Origin of the sequence: Pseudoduganella sp. SL102 (assembly GCF_027856995.1) — a bacterium.
Classification (GTDB): Bacteria; Pseudomonadota; Gammaproteobacteria; order Burkholderiales; family Burkholderiaceae_D; genus Rugamonas; species Rugamonas albidiflava.
Window position 1 is genome coordinate 2,237,942 of the sequence record NZ_CP115554.1, and the last position, 21,554, is coordinate 2,259,495.

Here is a 21,554-nt window from a genome sequence, read left to right on the forward strand (position 1 = left end):
TGTCATTAAGAGGTCATATCGTTTAGCTAATATGCATTAGGCAATATTCGATTCACTTATTCAAGATTGCAGGGATACCATGACACCACACGCTCCGACTCCGGGCCGCAAGACCGCGCTGGCCACGGCCCTGGCCGCTGCCCTGGCCACCTCGCTGGCCGGCCTGGCCACGCCGGCCTTCGCCGCTTCCGATATCGTCATCAGCCAGGTCTATGGCGGCGGCGGCAATAGCGGCGCCACGCTGAAGTCCGATTTCATCGAACTGTTCAACCGGAGCGATGCGGCCGTCACGCTGACGAACTGGAGCGTGCAATATGCCAGCACGGCGGGCAGCAGCTGGCAAGTGACGCGCTTGCCCACCGTCACGCTGGAGCCCGGCAAGTATTACCTGGTACAGCAGGCTTCCGGCAATGGCGGCAGCGTGGCGCTGGACCCGGACACGACCGGTACGATCCCGATGAGCGGCAGTGGCGGCAAAGTGGCGCTGGTCAGTTCCACTGCCGCCCTGGCTGGCGCGGCGCCGACCGGCGGGGCACTGGTCGACCTGGTCGGCTGGGGCAGCGCCGGGCACTTCGAGGGCACCGCGCCGGCCGGTGGCACGGGCAACGCCACCGCAGTGCTGCGCAATGAAGCCGGCTGCATCGACACCGACGACAACCGCGCCGACTTCGCCGTGGCCGAACCGGTGCCGCGCAACGCCGCCGCGCCGGCCCATTCATGCGATGTCCCGGCAGTCAAGCCGATCGTGCTGCGCTGCCCGTCCAGCCTCGGTATCGCGCAAGGCTATGCCGGCGGCACCCTGCTGGCGGCCAGCGATGCCGACAGCATCGTCAACGCGGCGTCGATCACGTCCGCCGCGGTGCCGGGCATCGGCCTGGCGTTCACGTCCGCCAGCGCCGAAGGTGGCAGCGCGTCCGGGCGCATCGAAGTGGCGGCGGATGCCCCGCTGGGCGATTTCCCCGTCACGGTACGCTTCGCCAACGACGAAGGGCAGGAAGCCAGTTGCACGGTCAGCGTTTCGGTACGCCCGCTGGCACCGGTCACGCACACCATCCCGCAGATCCAGGGCAGCGGTGCCACCAGCCAGTTCGCGAACACCGAGCAGACCACGGAAGGCATCGTCACCGCCAAGGTGGCGGGCGGCTTCTTCCTGCAGGATGGTAACGGCGACGGCGATCCGGCCACGTCCGACGGGCTGTTCGTCTACAACGCGGCCGCCGCCGACGGCGTGGCGGTCGGCCAGCGCGTGCGCGTCACCGGCAAGATCACCGAATACACGCCGGGCGGCGCCAACCGCTCGTACACGGAAATGACGGATGTGACGTTCGCTCCCGTGCTGTCGTCCGGCCACAGCGTGGCGCCGACCAATATCGCACTGCCGAACGCGCGCCTCGACCAGGTCGAGGGCATGCTGGTGCGCTTCACGGACCCGCTGACGATCTCGCAGACCGACTACCTGGGCACGCGTGGCGAACTGTCGCTGTCGTCCGGCCGCCTGGAAATCCCGACCAATCGCCACGCGCCGCGCAGCGCCGAGGCCGCGGCGCTGGCCGCAGCCAATGCCGCCAACCTGATCGTGCTGGACGACGGCATCTTCACGACGCCGGCAACCGTGCCGTACATCGGCGAAGGCCGCACCGTGCGCGCCGGCGACCTGGTGCATGACCTGACCGGCGTCGTCGATTACGGCGCGCTGGGCGCGGGCGGTGCCGGCTTCAAGCTGCAGCCGACCGTGCCGCCGGCCATCACGCGGGACAATCCGCGCGAGGCCGCACCGGCGCTGCCGGCCGGGAACGTCAAGGTGGCCAGCGCGAACGTGCTGAATTTCTTCACGACGTTCACCGACGGCACCACCGCCACGGGCCAGACGAACCAGGGCTGCACGGTGGGCTCGACCACCAGCCAGGGCAATTGCCGTGGCGCCGACAACCTGGCCGAGTACGTGCGCCAGCGCGACAAGATCGTCAACCAGCTGAAGAGCGTCGATGCCGACGTGGTCGGCCTGATGGAAATCCAGAACAATGGCGACACCGCCGTCGGCCTGCTGGTGGACAGCCTGAACGCGGCCTACGGTTCGCCGGTCTACGCGGTGGTGCCGAAACCGGCCGCCACGGGCACGGATGCGATCCGCGTGGCGATGATCTACAAGCCGGCCGCCGTCACGCTGGTGGGTAGTTCGCTGTCCGACGCGAACAGCGTCAACAACCGCCCGCCGATGGCGCAGGCGTTCCGCGCCGCCAATGGCGAGAAGTTCTCGGTGGTCGTCAACCACCTGAAGTCGAAGGGCAGCTGCCCGTCCGGCTCGGGGGCGGAAGCCGACAACGGCGATGGCCAGAGCTGCTGGAACGCCACCCGCGTCGCGCAGGCGCAGCGCCTGGTCGATGCGTTCGTGCCGCAAGTGCAGGCCGCCGCCGGCGACCCCGACGTGCTGCTGATCGGCGACATGAATTCGTACGGCATGGAAGACCCGATCGCCGCGATCATCGCGCGGGGTTACGTCAACCAGCTGGAACGCTTCGTGCGCCCCGTCGGCCTGCCGTACTCGTACGTGTTCGGCCACCAGGCCGGCTATCTCGACCATGCGCTGGCCAGTGCTTCGCTCAGCCCGCAGGTGGTCGGCGCGGCCGAGTGGCACGCCAACGCGGACGAGCCGGAAGTCATCGACTACAACACCAATGGCAAGCCGCAGGATCTGTACGATGCCCAGCCTTACCGCGCTTCCGACCACGATCCGGTCGTCATCAGCCTGGCGCTGGCACCGGCATACAGCGATGTCACGGCCAGCGTGCAAGTCAACGCCACGGGCCTGGGCTTCAACCGCGTCACGCAACTGTTCACCGGTTCGGTTACGCTGGTGAACCGGTCCGATGCGGCGCTGGCCGGTCCGCTGTCACTGCGGTTCGACGGCTTGCCCGCCGGTGTCACGGTCGTCAACGGGACCGGCACGCATGATGGCGCGCCCTACATCCGTATCGCCGGCGGCCTGGCACCGGGCGCCTCCGTCACGGTGCCGCTGACGCTGCGCAACCCGGCCAAGGTCAACGCCACGTACACGGCACGAATCTTCAGCGGTAACTTCTAAGTCAAGGAAAAGCACATGCACGCGAACAAACTCACACTGCGTACCGCCATTGCCGCGCTGGCGCTGGCCTTCGGCAGCAGCGCCGCGCTGGCCGACACCACGCTGGCCGTCAGCATCGATACCTCGATGTTCGGCAATACCGGCTGGCTCGACTTCCAGTACAACCCGGCCAACCCGGGCATATCGCCGGCCACTACCGTCACGCTGAGCGGCTTCCAGGGCTTCGACGAAGGCGCGGTGGTGGAAACCATCGGCCAGGTGACGGGTTCGCAGGCCACCGGCTACGTGATCGGCAATGGCGACAGCCTCAACAGCCTGTTCCGTGCCGTCGACTACGGTCAAGTGCTGAGCTTCAACGTCACGTTCAGCGGCGATAACGTCGACCTGTCGGGTGGTGCCTACGGTTCCACCTTCGCGATCTGGGCCTACGATGCCGGCGTCACCACGGCGCTGGGCAGTTCGTCCGCCGCCGATGGCAGGCTGGCCGACATCACGTGGGCTCCCGCCACCACGGTAGGCGGCAGCGGGTCGTTCGCCTCGGCCAGCTACTCGGACGCCGCCGCGATTTCGCCGGTACCGGAACCGTCGTCATGGCTGATGCTGGGCATCGGCGCGATGCTGGTCGCCGGCGCCGCCCGCCGCCGCGCCTGACCTGCGCGCATCGAATCGCCAGCCGCGCTCCCCGGAGCGCGGCTGTTTTTTTTGGGCGCTGGACAGGCAGGGTTGGGAGCGCCGCCGGGCAGGCGATTGTGTCGGACTGAACGGTATCCGCCACATGGGAAAGGCGCCAGCGTCGTCACCGGCTGGCGGGAGAGGAAGCGGCGAATGTTTGCGGGCACGTAGCGGCAATGCCGGAAGCGGCGATACGCCGGGTTGCCGGGCGCAGGGCACCAGCGCCGGGTAACAGCGCCGGCGCTGCGCTGGCGAGAGGTCAGTAAGTGCCGGTAGTCGGTTCGCGCGTTGCGGTTGCTGCCTGCGCCTTCGCGTCGCTCCGGTCGGAGAAGCGGTTGCGGATCGCCTTCTGCACGCGCGTCACGAAGTGTTCCTGGACCAGGACGCAAGCCGTCACCAGCAGGATCAGATAGACCGGATAGAAGAACAGGGACTGCTTGACATGGCTTGCCGTGGCAAGCGCCGTGCTCAGGCTGCCGTTCGACGATGGCCATACCAGGATGACCTGCTCGATCTTGCGGAAGACGGAGAACAGCGGCAGGTGCAGCAGGAATACCGGCAGCGACACGGCACCCAGGCGGTCACCCCAGTAGCGCACCTTGTCGTGCAGGGTGGGCTTCATGTCCGCGCACAGCCAGATGATCGCAACGCTGGCCGGCAAGTACAGCCCGTTCTCGATGATGTGCAGGCGGCTGTCGTGGTAGCGCAAGACCGTGGCGAGCACGGTGGTCGCCACGACGAGCGAACCCAGCATGAACGTTTGCGCGGGGGAAGATCCCGGCGTCTTGCGCGTGAACATCACGCACAGGACGATGCCGGCAATGAACAATGGCAGCCGGACGATGGGATTCCTGTGCAGCAAGCCGGTTGTCAGCGCGTCCGAGCGATGCATCAGGTCGGCAACCAGGCCAGGCAGCAGGAACAGTACCGCCAGCACCACGAGCGCCGTCTTGAGCGACTTCATCCGATAAATGCGCAGCGCGACGGCCGGGAACAGCAGGTAATAGAAGCCCAGGGCCGACAGCGACCACGATGGCCCGTTGAACACCAGGTAAAGGGGATTCCAGGCATTCGTCAGGGTGATGCTCATGAGCAGTGCCACGCCCACTTCCCACTGTTCCAGGAACCTCGTCGCCGTGGCGGAGTTGTCGACATAGACCGGAATGCCGCCATATGCAAAGAGCTTGCCCCCCACGGCAACGATGGCAAGCACCAGGCAGGCGAGATGCAAGGGATAAAGCGTGGAAAACCGCGCAATGAGGAAGTTGCGCTTGTTGATGTCACGGCCGTTTTTCTTGACCACGTAGGCATGCGTCAGCAGGAAGCCGGACAGGACGAAGAATACGCTGGTGGCCATATTGCCCAGGCCCAGGCTGGCCGCCAGCCAGTTGTCGGCCACCGGCGCATAGTTGAACCGCAAGGTATGGAACAGGACCAGGTACATCGCCAGCAGGAAGCGAAGCCAGTTCAGCGCCCAGAAGCCCTTGTCCCTTGCCGGCGGAGCCACATGTCCAGCGCCATCCGCACCAGGTTCCGGTTTTGCCATATTCATTACTCACTCTTGCTTGGGATTACGCGCGGCCGCCGGTCCGTGCGAGCCGCTGGCCCATGGTTTTTGAAAAATCACGCCTGGAACGCTCGAACACCAGTATTGGAGAGGCTGACGACAGCCAGCACGGCTTTCAGCCGTTCGCTTTCTTCAGCCGTTCGCTTTCGCATTCCGGTGCGCTGGCGGCTGCGCCAACGAGCAGGATTGCGAGCAGATTCACGACAGATTCACGAGCAGATTCACCAGCAGATTCACGAGCAAATTCACGAGCAAAATCGCGCTGGAACCCTGCTGGAATCGCCATTGTCACCGGGCCGCTTCCGCGGAGCGACAATCGGCGTGCCGTGGTGTCGGCGGGAAACGCCGCTACGGCTATTGTCGTTATTATAATCTTATAGTCAACAGTCTGTATAGCGCGATCAGCCGGCATACGGGTGCTCGCGCGCAGCGAGGGTGCCGATTGTCGGCATGCGACAACGATTCCGCAAGCTTCCAGGCGGCCGGCGGGTGTTGCCGATCGCCGTGCCTGCGATCGATGAGCTAATCGAATTGTATAGCCGGGTTGCCGAAACCGTGCATGTATTCTCCTGCGGCAACAGGGCATGTGGCGCGCCAGGTACACCGGCGACACATCATGGATGACGCCGGGGCAGGTACCAGCGGTTGCTCCCGTGGGCGGCGAGCCTGGCCAGGCAGGACACCGCTCGGCAAGCCGGCGTCGCGCAGGGGGCAATCCTTGCAATCCCTCGGCGTAGCACGGCCAAAAAATACTTTACAAGGTATGGCATAGAAAATATCATAATAGAATGATAACTTCTTCTCCATCGCGCGTCAGTGGCGCAGCAGTCGATGAGCCCGTGACGCTGCAGCGAAACGTGTCGATCGACGTCCTGAAACTGGCACTAGCGTTCATGGTGGTCGGTCTGCACGTGGGATTGCTGCAGGACTTCAGCCCCACGCTGGGGTACCTGACGAGCAATGGCTTGTTCCGTATCGCCGTGCCGATCTTCCTGATCATCAACGGCTTTTATTTTTATCCGGTCTTGCAGCGTAACGAAGCGCGCCGCTGGTTCGGCCGTGCACTTGGCCTTTACCTGTTCTGGACGGCGGTCTACGGCCTGCTGTGGATTCCCGCGCTCAGCCCGGGCCTGTCGGGCCTGGCCAAGGCTGTGCACACCCTCGTCTTCGGCTATTTCCATCTCTGGTACCTGTGCGGCATGATCGGTGCCGCCCTGCTGATGCTCATCTTGCAGCACCGGCCGCCACGAACCGTCCTGATCGTCGCGGCGCTGCTGTATTGCGGCGGCGTGGCGATCCAGTATGCGGGGAACTACCATCTCTTTGCCCACCCCTTGCTTGACCGGGTCAGCAATACCAACTGGACGCACCGCAATTTCCTCTTCCTTGCCTTCCCGTTTTTCTACGTCGGCTTCGCCATCCATCGATACCAGCTGCACAAGCGGATCGCCATGCCGTATCTGTGCTGGGGCGCCGCTGCGGGCCTGGTACTGCTGCTGCTCGAGTCTTACTGGAACTACACCAATCCCCGCAATGATGGCGGATACGACAATTTCGCTTCAGCGATCCTGATCTGCCCGCTCGTCTTCCTGATTGCGTGCAACGTGAAGCTGTATAGCAGCAACAAGCGCATCGCGCTGTATTCCAGCGGCATTTTCCTGGTCCACATCTTCGTGCTGCGCACATTGCAGCCGTACATCGACGTGGGCATGTCGGCGATGACCTTCGTGGTCATGGCGATTTCACTCGCGATCACGGCCGCACTGATTCCCCTCAGCCGGAAGGTCCGCTTCATCCTTTAAGACGGCGTGCCGAGGCGTGGCGGTAGCGGTCTTTTCCGGCCATCTCATGCTCCCGCAGGGCGGGGCAGGCCATGCCGGAGCGGCTCCCGCCGCTCCGGCTTTGCATGTCGCGAATAAAAAATTGTCTAACCCGCAAATGACGTGGTAGCCTTCACCGTCAACTCGGCAATCGGAGGTTGTTTCGGATGTGCGCAGCAATGTCGAAAACGCAGTGCAAGAAGCAGTGCAAAAAGCAGTCTGGTCAGCGGCATGCTCGCGGTTTCACGCTGCTCGAGCTGCTGGTGGTGATCGTCATCATCGGCCTGCTGGCGGCCTATGTCGGTCCCAAGTATTTCTCGCAACTGGGCAAGTCGGAAGTCACGGTGGCAAAGGCGCAGATCGAGGCATTTGAAAAGTCCCTCGACACATACCGGCTCGATGTCGGCCGTTACCCGACCACGGAAGAAGGCCTGGCGGCGCTGCTCGCGGCGCCGGCCACAGCGGGCGCGAAATGGAACGGCCCGTACCTGAAGAAAGGCGTGCCGCCCGATCCGTGGGGGCAGCCTTACCAGTACAAGGCACCCGGCACGCGCGGCGACTACGAAATCACTTCCCTGGGCAAGGACGGCCAACCGGGCGGCACTGCCGACAACGCCGACATCACCTCGCAATAACCCGTTCCCGGCAGCGATCCCATGCAGTTCGACGTCCGCACCCTGTCGCCGGAAATGGTGATCGGCCACCTCGTGGTCGATGGCCGCGACGAGGCCGACGCGCGGCGCCAGGTCGAGGCGCGCGGCCTGTTCGTCAGCGCGATCCATCCGGTGCGCGGCGCGCTGCGGCGCGGTCAGGCAAAAGCGCTCTCGCTGGTGCTGTTCAGCCAGGAGCTGCTGGCGCTGTTGAGAGCGGGCCTGGGGATCGTCGAGGCACTCGAGGCCTTGCTGGAAAAGGAAGCCAGCCCCGCCACGCGGGGCGTGCTGGAACGCCTGCTGGGCGGCCTGCGCGAAGGCCAGCGTTTTTCTACGGTGCTGGCCGAACAGCCCCAGTTGTTCCCGCCGCTGTATGTCGGCATCGTGCGCGCCGCCGAAGGCACCAGCGACCTGCCGCGCTCCCTGGAGCGCTACATCGACTATCAGCAGCGCATCGATATCGTCCGGGCGAAGATCGTCAGCGCCGCCATCTACCCGTGTATCCTGCTGCTGGTGGGCGGCGGCGTGTCGATGTTCCTGATCGGCTACGTGGTGCCGCGCTTCGCCGAGGTCTACCAGGGCGCCGGCCGCAACCTGCCGTGGCTTTCCCAAGTGATGCTGTCGTGGGGCCAGTTCGCCGGAGCGCATACTGGCGCGCTGGTGGCGGGCCTGGTGCTCCTGGTGGTCGCGCTCGTCGCGATAGCGCGCCGGCTGATGGCGAATGGCGGCCTGGTGCGCCTGCTGGGCAAGCTGCCCGGCATCGGCGAGCGGGTCAAGATCTATGAGCTGTCGCGGCTGTACCTGACGCTCGGCATGCTGAACGAAGGAGGCATCACGATCGTGCAGGCCATTGAAACAGTGCAGGGCATGGTGTCGGCCAATGTGAAGAGCGGCCTGCAACTGGCGAAGAGCGCGGTGGAGTCGGGCTTGCCGCTCTCGACCGCGTTCGAGGCCAACGGATTGACCACGCCTATTTCGCTGCGCATGTTGCGGGTGGGCGAGCGCACCGGCGACCTGGGCCCCATGCTGACCCAGTCGGCCGCTTTCTACGACGGCGAAATCACCCGCTGGATCGACCGTTTCACGCGCACTTTCGAGCCGTTGCTGATGGCCGGCATCGGCCTGATCGTGGGCGCCATCGTGGTACTGCTGTACATGCCCATCTTTGACCTTGCCGGAGAAATGTCGTGAACGATCCGGCCCTGCAAACCGCCATCGCTTCCCTCGACCATGCGCTGCTGGCGCGCGCGCGCGCCGCCCAGGCCGCGTCGAAACGCACGCTGGTGGAGGAACTGGAAACCCTGAGCGGCATGGAGCCGCGCCTGGTGGTGCGCGCACTGGCGCTGCCGTTCGGGCTGGCCGTGCTGGAAACCGTCGAGATGCTGGCGTTCACGCCGGCGTTCGACCTGCTGCCGCTGTCGCAGGCGATGGCGAAGAAATGCGTGCTGCTGCGTACCCATGAGGGTGTGGTGGTCGGCGTGATCGCCGATCCGTTCGACCTCGACCTGCAGACATGGCTGTCGGCGCAGGCACGTGCCACGCCCCATGCGCCGCTGCAGATGCGCCTCGCGCTGCAAGCCGATATCGCCGCCTACCTGTCGAAGCAGGAGGAGGGCGCGCGGGCCACCGATTCGCTGTTGCCGGGCACCGAGAACGGCCGCCGTGATGGCAGGACGGCCGCCGTGCTGTCGTTTGCCTCGGTGTCCGAGGCGGCCAGTCCGGCCGTGCGGCTGGTCAATTCCACGCTGTACGATGCGCTGAAGGTCGGTGCGTCCGACATCCACCTGGAAAGCACGGCGGGCGGTTTGGCCGTCAAGTACCGGGTCGACGGCGTGCTCGATCACGCCACCGCGGTCGGCGGCATCGAGGTCGCCGAACAGATCATCTCGCGGCTCAAGGTGCTCGCCGAGCTCGACATCGCCGAGCGCCGCGTGCCGCAGGATGGCAGCTTCCGCGTCGAGTCGAACGGGCGCGAGATCGACCTGCGCGTGTCGATCATGCCCAGCATTCATGGCGAGGATGCCGTCATTCGCGTGCTGGACAAGCGCGCCATGATCGAATCGTATGGTTCGCTGTCGCTGGAATCGCTGGGCTTCGACGCGCCATCGCTTGCCACGCTGCGCACCCTGGCGCAGGAAGCCTACGGCATGCTGCTCGTTACCGGGCCGACCGGTTCCGGCAAGACCACCACGCTGTATGCGGCACTGACCGAGATCCACAACGGCCGCGAGAAGATCATCACGATCGAAGACCCGGTCGAATACCAGCTGCCCGGCATCCTGCAGATTCCCGTCAACGAGAAGAAGGGCCTGACCTTCGCCAAGGGCCTGCGCTCGATCCTGCGGCACGACCCGGACAAGATCATGGTCGGCGAGATCCGCGATCGCGAAACGGCGGAAATCGCCGTGCAGTCGGCACTGACCGGCCACCTGGTGTTGACGACGGTGCACGCGAACAATGTGTTCGACGTGTTCGGCCGCTTCACCCACATGGGCATCGACCCGTATGCGTTCGTGTCCGCGCTGAACGGCATCTGGGCGCAGCGGCTGGTCCGCATCAACTGCCCGCATTGCGCGGCCGACTACACGCCGGACGACGCCGAACTGGCCAGCGTGGGCCTGGCCCGCGCCGACGTGTTCGACTACCGGTTCATGGCCGGCAAGGGCTGCGGCGACTGCCGCGGCACCGGCTACAAGGGGCGCCGCTCGATCGCCGAGATCCTCACCCTGAACGACGAGATCCGCGAGCTGATCGTCGAGAAGCGGCCGATCCGCCAGGTCAAGCAGGCCGCCTACGCGAACGGCACGCGCAGCCTGCGCCATGCGGCGCTGGAAGTCGTCAAGCGGGGCGGCACCACGCTGGCCGAGATCAAGCGGGTGACCCTGCATGCGTAGGGCTTTCGGACAGGTCGTGCGCCTCGGCGTCGCCACGGGAGCGGTCAGCCTGCTGGCGGCGTCGCGCTGGCGCGCCGGCAAGGTGCGGGTGCTGGCTGAACAGCCCGTGGCCGGCCCCGGCGGCGAGGCACTGGGTGCCGCACTGCGGGCGCTGCTTGGCGGGCAGGACGTCGCTGGCTGGCCGCTCACGGTGGTGCTGGCGGACGAGCTGTGCCGCCTGTGGCAGGTCGCGCCGCCGCCGGGCGCCGCGCGCTTGCCGGACATCGAAGCCGCCGCCGCGCTGCGCTTCCACGCCCTGTATGGCGAGGGGCCCGCGGCATGGCAGGTCACGGCCGACTGGCATTCCACCGAACCGTTCTTTGCGGCCGCGGTGCCGCGCGCGCTGCTGGCGCTGATCGATGCGGTGGCGCTCGAGCACCGGCTGCACGTGGTGCAGGTGGTGCCGCATTTCGTCACCGCGTGGAACCGCTGGTGCCGCGCGATCCGTCCCGGCGCGTGGTTCGGCCAGCTGCACGACAATCTGCTGACCGTGGCCGCGATCGAGGGAAGGCAATTGCGCGCGGTGCGCGCACTGCAGGTGCCGCCGGCCGCCGACCATTACTGGCTCACGCAGATGATGGGGCGCGAAGCGCTGCTGCTGGGGCTCGACACGCCCGTCCAGGTACAACTGTGCGGCGCCCTGCCGGCCGGGCTGGCCAGGCCGGCAGGCGCGGGGCAGGTGGGCGTGGTACGGCTCGGCACGGGGCAGGGCGACGAGCTGTCCACCGCCGGCCGCCTGGCGTACCCGGGGAGCGCACCATGAAGCCGATGCAGATCGACTTCGCGCCGCCGACCTGGCGGCGCGCCCTGTACCGGCTGCATCCGGCCCTGCTGGCGGCCGGTATCGCCGGCATCGTGCTGTGCGCCGGCGGCATCTGGTTCGCCATGCAGATGGCCGACCAGCGCGCCGCGCGCGAGCAGCAGATCGAGCGCCTGCGCGCCAGCCAGGCGGCGCTGTCGAAGCGTCCGGCACGCGTGGCCGAGGTGGCGATCCCGGAAGCGCAGGCCGCCGCCGTGAATGCCGCCATCCTGCGCCTGAACGTGCCGTGGCGCCAGCTCGAGGATGCGGTCGGCAATGCCACGCCGGCCAATATCGCTTTGCTGGCGCTCGATCCGGACCCCAGGAAACAGCTGCTGAAGATCACCGCCGAGGCGCGCAACAGCGACGACATGGTGGGCTATGTGCAAGTGCTCAAGCAGCAGGATTTCTTCACCGGGGCGGCGCTGGTGCGCCATGAGATCGGCGAGCAGGATCCGAACCATCCGATCCGCTTCCAGGTCGAAGTGCAATGGAGGGCGCAATGAAGGCGCAGTCGGACATCCAGCTGGCACCGTTGATGCTGGCGCTGCGCCTGTTCGCAATGCGGGCCGGCGGCGCGGCGTGCCTGGCGGTGGCACTGCTGGCGGCCGGCCTGGCCACGTGGGCCTGGCTGCTGCCGCAACGGGCCGCGCTGCAGCAGGAGCTGGCACGGCCGCTGCCGAGCGCATCGGCACTGGTGGAGGCACCGCCGCCGCCGACCGCCAACGAAAACCTGTCGCTGTTCTATGCCACGCTGGGCGAGAAGCGTCACGCCGAGCAGCAGGTCAAGACCCTGTTCGACCTGGCCGGCAAGGCCGGCCTGGCGCTGAACCAGGGCGAATACAAGTTCGGCTACGACAAGGCCAGCACGGTGGCCACCTACCAGATCGTGCTGCCGGTGAAGGGCAGCTACCGCAACATCTGGCAGTTCGCGCTGGAAGCGCTGGCCGCGGTGCCGTTCGCCGCGCTCGATGAAGTGAGCTTCCGGGGCGACACGATCGCCGACCCGGGGGTCGAGGCAAGGCTGCGCATCACGCTGTACCTGAAGGAGGCGCCGTGAAACCCCGGCACCTGCTGATGGGCGCCGCGCTGGCGATCGCGGCCGGGCTCGTGCTGTTCGGCGACAACGCGCCTGACGATGGCGTGGCCGAACCGGTCGAACGGGCGCAGGTGGCCGTGGCAGAGCCGCGCGCCACCACGCGTGCGCCGGCCGAAGCCGCGGCCGCATCCGCGGGGAACGGCACCATCCTCCGGCTGATTCCGCGCGCCGAGCTGATCGGTGCCACGGGGGAGGATGCGTTCAAGGGCAGTGCCGGGGTGTTCGCCGGCCAGGACCTGAATCCGCCGCCCCCGCCTGCCGCGGCGCCCAGCGGTCCGCCGCCGGAGCCGCCCGCGCCGACCGCACCGCCGCTGCCGTTCACGGTGCTGGGCAAGGGCGTGGCCGATGGCGCCTGGGAAGTCTACCTGGCCCGTCCCGACCGCACTTACGTGGCCCGCGCGGGCACCGTGATCGACGGCATGTACCGTATCGATACCATCGCGCCGCCGACGCTGACGGTCACTTACCTGCCCCTGAACCAGGTGCAAAAGCTAAATATTGGAGTCATGGATTGAACACGCACGCTCATGGAGGCTGGATACGTGGTGGCCGGGTGCGCCGGATGGTGGCGCTGTCCGCAATGGCGCTGGCGCTGGCCGGCTGCGCCGGCCAGATGGCGTATCGCGACGGCACCACGCTGATCGAAAAAGACCAGGTGGAAGCCGGCCTGCTGAAGCTGCAGGAAGCGATCGCGCAGGATCCGGGCAATGCGCAGTACCGCGCCTCCTACCTGCAGGCGCGCGACCGCGCGGTCATGCGCTACCTCGACCAGGCCGAGCGGCAGACCATCGAAGGCCAGCGCGAACTGGCCTTGCAGAACATCCAGCGGGTGCTGGCGCTCAATCCGCAGAACGAACGCGCGCGCATGGCGCTGCGCGCACTGGACATGGCCGAGCGCCATGACCGGCTGCTGGCCGATGCCGCCGCACTGGTCGAGAAAAAGGAGTTCGAGGGCGCCACGGCCAAGCTCGACGCGGTGCTGGCCGAAAAGCCCGACCAGCCGCGCGCCCGGCAGCTGCAGCGCGAGATCGCCGAGCGGAATCCACCGAGCGGCGGCGAGACCGCGCTGGCCAAGAGCTACAAGCAGCCGATCACGATCGAGTTCCGCGAAGCGCCCCTGAAGCAGGTGTTCGACGTGATTTCACGCCGCTCGGGCTTGAACTTCGTGTTCGACAAGGATGTGAAGACCGATACCCGCACCACCATCATGCTGAGGAACAGCACCGTCGAGTCGGCGGTCTACTATCTGCTGATGACGAACCAGCTGGAACAGCAGGTGATGGATGCGAACACGATCCTGATCTACCCGAATATCGCGGCCAAGCTGAAGGAATACCAGGAAACCGTCGTCAAGACCTTCTACCTGGCCAACGCGGAAGCCAAGCTGGTCGCCAATACGCTGAAGACCATCCTGAAATCGCGCGACGTGGTGGCCGATGAAAAGCTCAACCTCGTGATCATGCGCGACAACGCCGATGCGATCCGCCTGGCCGAGAAGATCGTGGCGGTGCAGGACATGGCCGAACCGGAAGTGATGCTCGAAGTGGAGATCCTCGAAGTCAAGCGCAGCAGCCTGCTGCAGCTGGGCGTCGCCTGGCCCACCAGCGTGACGCTGGCCCCGCTGGTGACGGGCGAGGGCGCCAAGGTCACCCTCCACGACCTGGACAACCTGAACCGCCGCAACCTCAGCATCACCGGCATCAGCGCCACGGCCACGGCGAACCGCAACGCCTCGGATTCGAACCTGCTGGCCAATCCCCGCATCCGCGTGCGCAACAAGGAAAAGGCCAAGATCCTGATCGGCGACAAGGTGCCCGTCATCACCACCACGGTTTCGCCGGGTACCGCCGGCTTCGCGCAGGAAAGCGTCAGCTACATCGACGTGGGCCTGACACTGAACGCGGAGCCGACGATCTACCTGAACAACGAAGTGGCGATCCGCATCTCGCTCGAGGTGTCGAACCTGGTCAACACCATCGAAACCAAGTCCGGCACGACGGCTTACCAGATCGGCACGCGCCAGGCCTCGACGATGCTGCAGTTGAAGGATGGCGAGAACCAGGTGCTGGCCGGCTTGATCAACAACGAGGAGCGCACGGGCGGCAACCGCGTGCCGGGGCTGGGCGACCTGCCGATCGTGGGGCGCCTGTTCGGCTCGCAGCGCGACGACACGCAAAAGACCGAGATCGTGCTGTCGATCACGCCGCACCTGGTGCGCAACCTGCAGCGGCCGCCGGCGGAGGCCACCGAATTCTCGGCCGGCACCGAGGCGAACTTCCGCCGCAAGCCGGAATTGTCGGTGCGTGCGCCGGTGCTGTTGCCGCAGCGCGGCGCACCCGCCAGCGGAACCCAGGGAACACAGGGCGTACCCGCGGCGCAGCCGACACCGCAGGAAACCGGCACGCCGGCCGGCGTGCCGCTGTCGACATCGCAGCCGGGCCCGGCGTCGAGCGTGACCCAGTCGCCGGTGCAGGTGCTGCCGGTCGCACCGCCGCCGCCGACCACCGTGCCGCCGCCCGCCACCACGGCCCAGCCACCCGCGCAAGAGCAGTGATGAAGGCCATGCCCCGCCAGCGGCACGGCTTCACGCTGATCGAGCTGCTCGTGACCGTGGCCATCCTCGGCCTGCTGGCGGCGCTGGCGGTGCCGACGGTGCAGGTCACCGTGCAGCGCCGCAATGAAGCGGAACTGCGCACGGCCCTGTACCAGATCCGCAAGGCCATCGACGAGTACAAGCAGGCCTATGACGATGGGCGCATCACCAAGACGCTCGGCAGCACCGGCTATCCGAAGAACCTGGAGACGCTGGCCGAGGGCGTGGCCGACCTGCGCGATCCGAAACGTGGCAAGATCTTTTTCCTGCGCCGCGTGCCGCGCGATCCGTTCGCCTTCGACAGCGAGCTGTCGGCCGCGCAGACCTGGGGCAAGCGCAGTTACGCCAGCGAGGCCGACGAGCCGCGCGAGGGCGAGGACGTCTACGACGTGTATTCGAATTCCGACAGGGTGGGCCTGAACGGCATCCCCTATCGCAAATGGTAGGCAATGGCAGGCACATGGTGAACGAGGCTGGAAAACATGCCAGGGGTTTTACGCTGATCGAGCTGCTGGTGGTGCTGGGCATCGTCGCGCTGCTGCTGACGCTGGCCGTGCCCCGCTATTTCCCCAGTGTCGACAAGACCAAGGAAACCATCCTCGCCGACAACCTGCGCACGACGCGCATGGTCATCGACCAGTTCTATGGCGACACCGGCCGCTATCCGGAATCGCTGGACCAGCTGGTCGAGAAGAAATACCTGCGCGCGCTGCCGGTCGACCCGATCACGGAGACCACCGACAGCTGGCAACTGCTGCCGCCGGAAGATCCGGCGCAGGGCGGCATCGCCGACATCAAGAGCGGCGCTCCAGGCAATGACCGCAGCGGCAAGCCGTATGCGGAATGGTGAGCGGCGGCACCGCGGCGGCGGCTTTACCTATGTCGGCCTGGTCATCCTGGTGGCCATCATCGGGCTGGTGGCGGCGACCACCGTGCGGGTCGGCGTCACGCTGCAGCGCGCGCAGGCCGAGCGCGACCTGCTGCACATCGGCGAACAGTTCAGCGACGCGCTGAAAAGCTATGCGGCCGCCACGCCGGCCGGGCAGCCGCGGCTGCCGCCCACGCTGAAGGAACTGTTGAAGGACCCGCGCTTTCCCGGCACGCGCCGGCACCTGCGCAAGGTGTTCGTCGACCCGATGACCGGCAAGGCCGAGTGGGGCATCCTCTACCTGGCCGACAACAGGGGCATCCTGGGTATCCACAGCCTGTCGGCGGCCCCGGCGATCAAGATCGCCAATTTCCCGGCGCGCTTCCAGGGGTTCAGCGGCAAGCAAAAGATTTCCGAATGGGTGTTCACGTTCGATGGACAGGAGCCGCTGCCGCCGGGCCAGGTCAAGCCCGGACAGCCGGGCCAGCCCACGCCCGGGCAGCAAGGCCAGCCCGCGTCCGGGCAGCCAGGCCAGCCCGCGTTCGGGCAGCCAGGCCAGCCCGCGTTCGGGCAGCCGGGCCAGCCCACGCCGCGCCCGGGCAGCGTAGCGCCGGCCGGCCCTGGTGTGCCTACTCCGCCGAAAGCACTGGAACCCGGCACTGCGCCGGAACCCGTGGCCGAACCGCCCGCCGAACCGGCGGCGCCGCCCGAATCGCCCAGCGAGCCGGCCGAACCGGCGGAGCCGGAACCTGTCGAACCGGCCGAACCTTCGGAGCCGGCCGAACCCGGCGAACCGGCCGAGTCGGCGGGTTCTTCCGCATAGCCCGGGCGGCAAGCCGCCGGAGCCGGAACTCCTGGCTGTCGCGCCGGGGGGCGTGCCGGCACGCCGGGCGACTCAGCGGCGCCACGTCCATCTGCCTGTTGCCTGGCGATTCGCCGGCACCCGTCCGCTTGCCTGACACGTACCGCTTTCATCGGCACCGTTGCAGAGCGATCCGGCGATGCGCTCAAATGTTTCTTCTAAGACAATATCTGTTGTAAGAACAATAGTTGTAGTGAGAAATTTACAATTTTCTCTTGTAATTTTCTGATGCCAATATGTTATGATCTATCTCAGCAGTTCTGCAATGTACGGATCTGACCAGCGATGTACTACTACTACTCTCACAAGGATAACTTCATGAAACTGAAATTCGCCGTAGCTTCCCTGCTCGCCGCCGTATCGATGAGCTCGTTCGCAGCTGACCAGACGATCGTCCTGGACGCCGATGGCACCGCGTCGTTCTTCGGCACCCCGACCCTGCTGGAAGGCGGCTCCGACGTCCTGACCTTCACCGGCCTGGCAGCCGGCACGTACGAAGTCCTGATCACCCTGAGCGGCCAGTACCTGTCGTTCAACCAGGATGCAACCACCCTGAACGGCGTCAACGCTGGCGTGTGGACCGCGACCTCCGGTTCGATCAAGAAGACTGTGTCCTTCGGTTCCGTCGATGCAACCACCACGTCGCCGTTCGTGCTGAACCTGGCAGGCGCCCTGACCGATGCCAAGCTGGCCAACTACTCGGGCGAAATCTCGGTGTCGCCAGTACCGGAACCAGCAACCTACGGCATGCTGCTGGGCGGCCTGGGCATCATGGGCTTCCTGGCCCGTCGCAAGTCCAAGCAAGCGTAATTCCAGCTTCCTGTAAAAAACCCGCTGCCACGGCAGCGGGTTTTTTTTCGCCGGTACAGCGGATTATTTTCGCCGGTATGCGATGCGCCCGGCGTCAGGGGCACGGCGTCGCCGCCTCCGCGGCTACTTGCCGGTACGCCGGAAGTCGTTCACGCGGAAGCCAAGTCCCAGCAGTGCCGCGAAATACACCGCGCCGCAAACGCCGATAACGAGGAACAGGGCGCCGGCCCGCAGGAACGGCGTGGCACGCATGGCCAGCCAGTCGAACTGCTGGCTGCCGAACCACGCCACGGCGCCCATCACCGCTACCGCGATCACCAGCTTCGCAAGGAACTTGCCCCATCCGGGCAGTGGCCGGTAGATGTCGCGCTTGCGCAGCCCCGTGTACAGGAAGGTGGCGTTGACGCAGGCCGCCAGGCCGATCGACAGTGCCAGTCCGGCCACTTCGAGGTAGGGCACGAACGCCAGGTTCATCAGCTGGGTCACGAACAGCACGCCCACGGCGATCTTCACCGGCGTGCGGGTATCCTGCTTGGCATAGAATGCCGGCGCCAGTGTCTTGACGAGGATGATGCCGGTCAGGCCGACCGCGTAGGCCATCAATGGCCGCGCCGACATGCGCGCCGCTTCGTCGCTGAAATGGCCGTAATGGAACAGTGTGGCAATCAGCGGCAAGGCCAGCACGGCCATCCCGACGGCGGCGGGAATCGCCAGGAGACAGGTCAGGCGCAGGCCCCAGTCGAGCAGCGCGGAATACTCTTGCGGGTCGCTGTCCAGGCTGGCTTTCGACAGGCTCGGCAGCAGGATCGTGCCCAGTGCCACGCCCAGCAGGGCAGTAGGGAACTCCATCAGCCGGTCGGCGTAGGTGAGCCACGAGATACTGCCTTCGCGCAGGTGCGAGGCGATCCCCGTATTGATCATCAGGCTGATCTGGGCAGCGCCCACGGCGAAAATGGCCGGGCCCATTTTCCTCAGCACGCGGCGCACGCCGGCATCGCCCAGGCCCGCGAGCGGATTGATCGACAGCCGGGGCAGCATGCCGATCTTGACCAGCGCCGGGATCTGGATTGCGACCTGCAGCAGGCCGCCGACCATCACGCCGATGGCCTGCGCATACACCGGCTGCTCCAGGTAGGGGGCCAGGAACAGCGAGCCGGAAATCATCGACAGGTTCAGCAGCACCGGCGTGACGGCCGGGATCTTGAACTGGCGCCAGGTATTCAGGATGCCGCCGGCCATGGCCACGAACGACATGCACGCTATATAAGGGAACATCAGCCGGGTCATCCAGATGGCGGCATCGAAGGCGCCGGGGTCCTGCCGCAGGCCGCCGGCGATCCCCGCCAGCAGCAACGGTGCGCCGACGATGCCGGCGGCGCTGACGAGCAGCGTGGCCCATACCAGGCAGTTGGCCACGTGATCGGACAGCGTCCTGCTGGCCTCGGCGCCCTCGCGGCTCTTGTACTCGGCGAGGATCGGCACGAACGCCTGCGAAAACGCGCCTTCGGCGAACAGCCGGCGCAGCAGGTTGGGAATGCGGAAGGCGACGTTGAAGGCATCGGTATAGGCGCCGGCACCGAAAGCCCGGGCAAACAGGCTTTCGCGCAGCAGCCCAGTAACGCGCGACAGCATGGTCATGCTGGAGACGGCGGCGAGGGTTCTGAGCAGGTTCATGGGGCGTGATTATAGCGGTGCTGCCTGGATGCAAGTCTTACAATTTTATGAAGGGCAACGTGTGTGGTTTTGGCAAGTTTTCGCCATGAACCCGCTTTTTGAATTGCTCCGGCATCAAAAGCTCGTTATAATTTAAGGCTGTACAGAATTCAGTGACGCAGACATCGATGTTGACCAGCTCTGCGTTGGCCTGCTTGGTCGACTGAACGCACCGGTTTGGCAAACGCTGTTGTTTGCAAACGAACTTTGACAACGATTTAGGAAATTCCATGGCAAATACCGCACAAGCGCGCAAACGCGCTCGTCAAGCAGTCAAGCAAAACGCACACAACTCGGCTCAGCGTTCGACCCTGCGCACCGCGATCAAGGCCGTTCGCAAGGCAATCCAGGCCGGCGACAAGGCTGCTGCAACGCAGATCTTCCAGTCGTCCGTGTCGACCATCGACTCGATCGCCGACAAGAAAATCATCCACAAGAACAAGGCCGCTCGCCACAAGAGCCGCCTGGCAGCTGCCCTGAAGGCACTGTCCGCCTAAGTTCGCGTGCGGCGGCAATGGCCGCCAGACAGGTGTGCACACAAGACCCGCATGGCGCAGCCATCGCGGGTTTTTCGCTTTGTGCGTGAAGCGCGGTGTGAAGCTTGATATGAGGCCTGGCATGGCGCGCGCGTAACCGTTCCAAGCCCGGTCGCGGCCGCACCGGGCAGCATGTCCCCGGTTACGGTTGTGCCGGCAGGTTGCCGATCTTCATCCCCGGCTTGATGTGCTTTTGCTGGAACCAGCCAAGGTTCATCTCCAGCGCGTACTTGACCGGCACGCCTTTCGTCGAGCAGTGGCTGTCGAGCGTATGCGGCTGCATGTCGCGGATGTTGACGATCTTGCCGCCGGCATCGATGAATGCCACGGACAGCGGCAGCGGCGTATTCTTCATCCACATGCATTGCGTGGCCGGCGCATCGAACACGAACACCATGCCGGCGTTGGCCGGCATGGTCTCGCGGAACATCAGGCCCTGCGCGCGCTGGGCATCGGTGGCCGCGACTTCGGCCTTGATCAGGTGCATACCGGCGGTCAGCGTGGTGGTGGCGAAGCGCCCGTTCTGGGCGGCAGCGCCGCTGGCGGCGCACAGGGCAGTAGAGGAAACGAGGGCAACGAGGGCAACGAGGGCGGTCTTCATCGTATCGAAGGCAGGTGAAAGAGTGGCAAGGAAGGCGCGATGCGCATGGCGCGCGGTGGCATCCGCGCGGCTACGGTGATGTGTTCTTTTCGAGGCATGTTCAAGGCTTCAGTTCCGCAGGATCGATTTCCATCCATTCGCCAGGCATCAGCGGATGGGTCGCCAGCGATACCGCGCCGATGGCGCTGCGCACCAGCCGCAGCGTGGGCAGCCCCACCGCGGCCGTCATGCGCCGCACCTGGCGGTTCTTGCCTTCCTGGAGCGTGATCGCCAGCCACGACGTGGGCTTGTCGGCACGCACGCGGATCGGCGGATTGCGCGGCCAAAGCCATTCCGGCTCGGCGATGCGCACGGCCTGGCAAGGCCTGGTCACGAAGTCGCCCAGGTCCAGCGGCGCCTGCAGGCGCGCCAGCGCGGCGCCATCGGCAAGACCATCGACCTGCACCAGGTAGGTTTTCGGTTCCTTGCGGTCCGGGTGGGCGATATCGTGCTGCAGCTTGCCATCATCGGTCAGCAACAGCAGGCCTTCGCTGTCGGCGTCGAGGCGCCCGGCCGGATAGACGTTCGGCACGGGCACGCAATCGGCCAGCGTCAGGCGCTCGGGTTGCGGGGAAAACTGGCACAATACTCCGAATGGCTTATTAAGTAAGATCAGCATTGCGGGATTGTACCGACTAAACCGTGGCAGGTATCGGCATACTGATGCATAATCGGCAGTGGTGATAGTTGTCTTATATCTTATAGAAGACGCCTGTACCTGCCTGTACCTGGCTTGTACCTTGCTGGCTTGTACCTTGTTTTGCGGCTGTGGCCGTCGAGTTATTGCAATGCATATTGCGGCTTGGCGTTGCAGCCGGTCTTCATGGCTGGTCGTTATAGCTGGTCGGTAGAGCCGGATTTGCAGCCGGCACGTCCAAGGCGCCCGCCAGCGTCGCTTCATTTCGGAGAA

At 65.8% G+C, this 21,554-nt stretch carries 21 protein-coding genes; 16 read left to right on the top strand and 5 right to left on the bottom strand.

What is annotated here, in order from left to right; all coding sequences use genetic code 11:
- The first annotated feature begins 79 nt into the window (after positions 1-79).
- Together OU994_RS09490 and OU994_RS09495 are read left to right on the top strand one after the other, a co-directional pair.
- The gene (locus OU994_RS09490) at positions 80-3,082 is read left to right on the top strand and encodes an ExeM/NucH family extracellular endonuclease (RefSeq protein ID WP_281610550.1); all 3,003 of its coding nucleotides are present in this window, start codon (positions 80-82) and stop codon (positions 3,080-3,082) included.
- Positions 3,083-3,097: 15 nt separating this feature from the next.
- On the top strand, positions 3,098-3,733 hold the full coding sequence (locus OU994_RS09495) for an NF038129 family PEP-CTERM protein (RefSeq protein ID WP_281610551.1): 636 nt from the start codon (positions 3,098-3,100) through the stop codon (positions 3,731-3,733).
- 280 nt (positions 3,734-4,013) lie between these two features.
- Here OU994_RS09495 and OU994_RS09500 read toward each other — a convergent pair whose 3' ends face one another.
- Positions 4,014-5,306, bottom strand: a complete 1,293-nt coding sequence (locus OU994_RS09500; RefSeq protein WP_281610552.1) for an acyltransferase — start codon at positions 5,304-5,306, stop codon at positions 4,014-4,016.
- 130 nt (positions 5,307-5,436) lie between these two features.
- Complete coding sequence (locus OU994_RS09505; RefSeq protein WP_281610553.1) at positions 5,437-5,613, bottom strand: hypothetical protein; 177 nt, start codon at positions 5,611-5,613, stop codon at positions 5,437-5,439.
- A 547-nt stretch (positions 5,614-6,160) separates the two neighbouring features.
- On the opposite strand from OU994_RS09505, the gene OU994_RS09510 reads away from it, so the two are divergent.
- The 13 genes from OU994_RS09510 to OU994_RS09570 all read left to right on the top strand — a co-directional run bounded on the left by OU994_RS09510 (position 6,161) and on the right by OU994_RS09570 (position 17,755).
- Positions 6,161-7,123 (top strand): acyltransferase family protein, encoded by a 963-nt coding sequence (locus OU994_RS09510; RefSeq protein WP_281610554.1) that lies wholly within the window; start codon positions 6,161-6,163, stop codon positions 7,121-7,123.
- Between the two features lie 197 nt (positions 7,124-7,320).
- Complete coding sequence (gene gspG / locus OU994_RS09515; RefSeq protein ID WP_281610555.1) at positions 7,321-7,776, top strand: type II secretion system major pseudopilin GspG; 456 nt, start codon at positions 7,321-7,323, stop codon at positions 7,774-7,776.
- Between the two features lie 21 nt (positions 7,777-7,797).
- Complete coding sequence (locus OU994_RS09520; protein ID WP_281610556.1) at positions 7,798-8,982, top strand: type II secretion system F family protein; 1,185 nt, start codon at positions 7,798-7,800, stop codon at positions 8,980-8,982.
- A complete protein-coding gene (locus OU994_RS09525) occupies positions 8,979-10,685 on the top strand; it encodes a GspE/PulE family protein (protein WP_281610557.1) in 1,707 nt (568 codons plus the stop codon). Before OU994_RS09520 ends, OU994_RS09525 begins: the two co-directional genes overlap by 4 nt.
- Positions 10,678-11,487 carry a hypothetical protein gene (locus OU994_RS09530; RefSeq protein ID WP_281610558.1) on the top strand — a complete coding sequence of 270 codons (810 nt, stop codon included), beginning with the start codon at positions 10,678-10,680 and terminating at the stop codon, positions 11,485-11,487. The genes OU994_RS09525 and OU994_RS09530 overlap by 8 nt, the downstream gene beginning before the upstream one ends.
- Positions 11,484-12,029 (top strand): hypothetical protein, encoded by a 546-nt coding sequence (locus tag OU994_RS09535; protein ID WP_281610559.1) that lies wholly within the window; start codon positions 11,484-11,486, stop codon positions 12,027-12,029. The genes OU994_RS09530 and OU994_RS09535 overlap by 4 nt, the downstream gene beginning before the upstream one ends.
- On the top strand, positions 12,026-12,583 hold the full coding sequence (locus OU994_RS09540; RefSeq protein WP_281610560.1) for a hypothetical protein: 558 nt from the start codon (positions 12,026-12,028) through the stop codon (positions 12,581-12,583). The genes OU994_RS09535 and OU994_RS09540 overlap by 4 nt, the downstream gene beginning before the upstream one ends.
- The gene (locus tag OU994_RS09545; RefSeq protein WP_281610561.1) at positions 12,580-13,137 is read left to right on the top strand and encodes a hypothetical protein; all 558 of its coding nucleotides are present in this window, start codon (positions 12,580-12,582) and stop codon (positions 13,135-13,137) included. The genes OU994_RS09540 and OU994_RS09545 overlap by 4 nt, the downstream gene beginning before the upstream one ends.
- Entirely contained in the window at positions 13,134-15,176 is a 2,043-nt protein-coding gene (locus OU994_RS09550) for a secretin N-terminal domain-containing protein (RefSeq protein WP_307731855.1), read from the top strand. The genes OU994_RS09545 and OU994_RS09550 overlap by 4 nt, the downstream gene beginning before the upstream one ends.
- Positions 15,176-15,661, top strand: coding sequence for a type II secretion system protein (locus OU994_RS09555; protein WP_373922574.1), 486 nt, complete (start codon positions 15,176-15,178; stop codon positions 15,659-15,661). Before OU994_RS09550 ends, OU994_RS09555 begins: the two co-directional genes overlap by 1 nt.
- A gap of 14 nt (positions 15,662-15,675) precedes the next feature.
- Complete coding sequence (locus OU994_RS09560) at positions 15,676-16,065, top strand: type II secretion system protein (protein ID WP_281610562.1); 390 nt, start codon at positions 15,676-15,678, stop codon at positions 16,063-16,065.
- Positions 16,052-16,906 (top strand): type II secretion system protein, encoded by an 855-nt coding sequence (locus OU994_RS09565; protein WP_281610563.1) that lies wholly within the window; start codon positions 16,052-16,054, stop codon positions 16,904-16,906. The genes OU994_RS09560 and OU994_RS09565 overlap by 14 nt, the downstream gene beginning before the upstream one ends.
- A 357-nt stretch (positions 16,907-17,263) precedes the next feature.
- Positions 17,264-17,755, top strand: coding sequence for an FxDxF family PEP-CTERM protein (locus OU994_RS09570; protein ID WP_281610564.1), 492 nt, complete (start codon positions 17,264-17,266; stop codon positions 17,753-17,755).
- Between the two features lie 123 nt (positions 17,756-17,878).
- On the opposite strand, the gene murJ is transcribed toward OU994_RS09570, so the two are convergent.
- Positions 17,879-19,429: a murein biosynthesis integral membrane protein MurJ gene (murJ, locus tag OU994_RS09575; RefSeq protein ID WP_281610565.1), complete on the bottom strand. Its 1,551-nt coding sequence runs from the start codon at positions 19,427-19,429 to the stop codon at positions 17,879-17,881.
- A 269-nt stretch (positions 19,430-19,698) separates the two neighbouring features.
- Here murJ and rpsT point away from each other — a divergent pair, with 269 nt between their 5' ends.
- Positions 19,699-19,965, top strand: a complete 267-nt coding sequence (gene rpsT, locus OU994_RS09580) for a 30S ribosomal protein S20 (protein WP_131147094.1) — start codon at positions 19,699-19,701, stop codon at positions 19,963-19,965.
- Positions 19,966-20,146: 181 nt separating this feature from the next.
- Here rpsT and OU994_RS09585 read toward each other — a convergent pair whose 3' ends face one another.
- Both OU994_RS09585 and OU994_RS09590 read right to left on the bottom strand, forming a co-directional pair.
- The gene (locus tag OU994_RS09585; RefSeq protein WP_131147093.1) at positions 20,147-20,605 is read right to left on the bottom strand and encodes a DUF192 domain-containing protein; all 459 of its coding nucleotides are present in this window, start codon (positions 20,603-20,605) and stop codon (positions 20,147-20,149) included.
- A gap of 100 nt (positions 20,606-20,705) precedes the next feature.
- A complete protein-coding gene (locus tag OU994_RS09590; RefSeq protein WP_131147092.1) occupies positions 20,706-21,263 on the bottom strand; it encodes a pseudouridine synthase in 558 nt (185 codons plus the stop codon).
- Between the last annotated feature and the right edge of the window lie 291 nt (positions 21,264-21,554).

Excerpts from the sequence above, each read along its gene's own strand:
- OU994_RS09490 (WP_281610550.1), top strand. The coding sequence starts at position 80 with ATGACACCACACGCTCCGACTCCGGGCCGCAAGACCGCGCTGGCCACG.
- OU994_RS09495 (WP_281610551.1), top strand. The coding sequence starts at position 3,098 with ATGCACGCGAACAAACTCACACTGCGTACCGCCATTGCCGCGCTGGCG.
- OU994_RS09500 (WP_281610552.1), bottom strand. The coding sequence starts at position 5,306 with ATGAATATGGCAAAACCGGAACCTGGTGCGGATGGCGCTGGACATGTG.
- gspG (WP_281610555.1), top strand. The coding sequence starts at position 7,321 with ATGTCGAAAACGCAGTGCAAGAAGCAGTGCAAAAAGCAGTCTGGTCAG.
- OU994_RS09520 (WP_281610556.1), top strand. The coding sequence starts at position 7,798 with ATGCAGTTCGACGTCCGCACCCTGTCGCCGGAAATGGTGATCGGCCAC.
- OU994_RS09530 (WP_281610558.1), top strand. The coding sequence starts at position 10,678 with ATGCGTAGGGCTTTCGGACAGGTCGTGCGCCTCGGCGTCGCCACGGGA.
- OU994_RS09535 (WP_281610559.1), top strand. The coding sequence starts at position 11,484 with ATGAAGCCGATGCAGATCGACTTCGCGCCGCCGACCTGGCGGCGCGCC.
- OU994_RS09540 (WP_281610560.1), top strand. The coding sequence starts at position 12,026 with ATGAAGGCGCAGTCGGACATCCAGCTGGCACCGTTGATGCTGGCGCTG.
- OU994_RS09555 (WP_373922574.1), top strand. The coding sequence starts at position 15,176 with ATGAAGGCCATGCCCCGCCAGCGGCACGGCTTCACGCTGATCGAGCTG.
- OU994_RS09560 (WP_281610562.1), top strand. The coding sequence starts at position 15,676 with ATGGTGAACGAGGCTGGAAAACATGCCAGGGGTTTTACGCTGATCGAG.
- OU994_RS09565 (WP_281610563.1), top strand. The coding sequence starts at position 16,052 with ATGCGGAATGGTGAGCGGCGGCACCGCGGCGGCGGCTTTACCTATGTC.
- OU994_RS09570 (WP_281610564.1), top strand. The coding sequence starts at position 17,264 with ATGAAACTGAAATTCGCCGTAGCTTCCCTGCTCGCCGCCGTATCGATG.
- murJ (WP_281610565.1), bottom strand. The coding sequence starts at position 19,429 with ATGAACCTGCTCAGAACCCTCGCCGCCGTCTCCAGCATGACCATGCTG.
- rpsT (WP_131147094.1), top strand. The coding sequence starts at position 19,699 with ATGGCAAATACCGCACAAGCGCGCAAACGCGCTCGTCAAGCAGTCAAG.
- OU994_RS09585 (WP_131147093.1), bottom strand. The coding sequence starts at position 20,605 with ATGAAGACCGCCCTCGTTGCCCTCGTTGCCCTCGTTTCCTCTACTGCC.
- OU994_RS09590 (WP_131147092.1), bottom strand. The coding sequence starts at position 21,263 with ATGCTGATCTTACTTAATAAGCCATTCGGAGTATTGTGCCAGTTTTCC.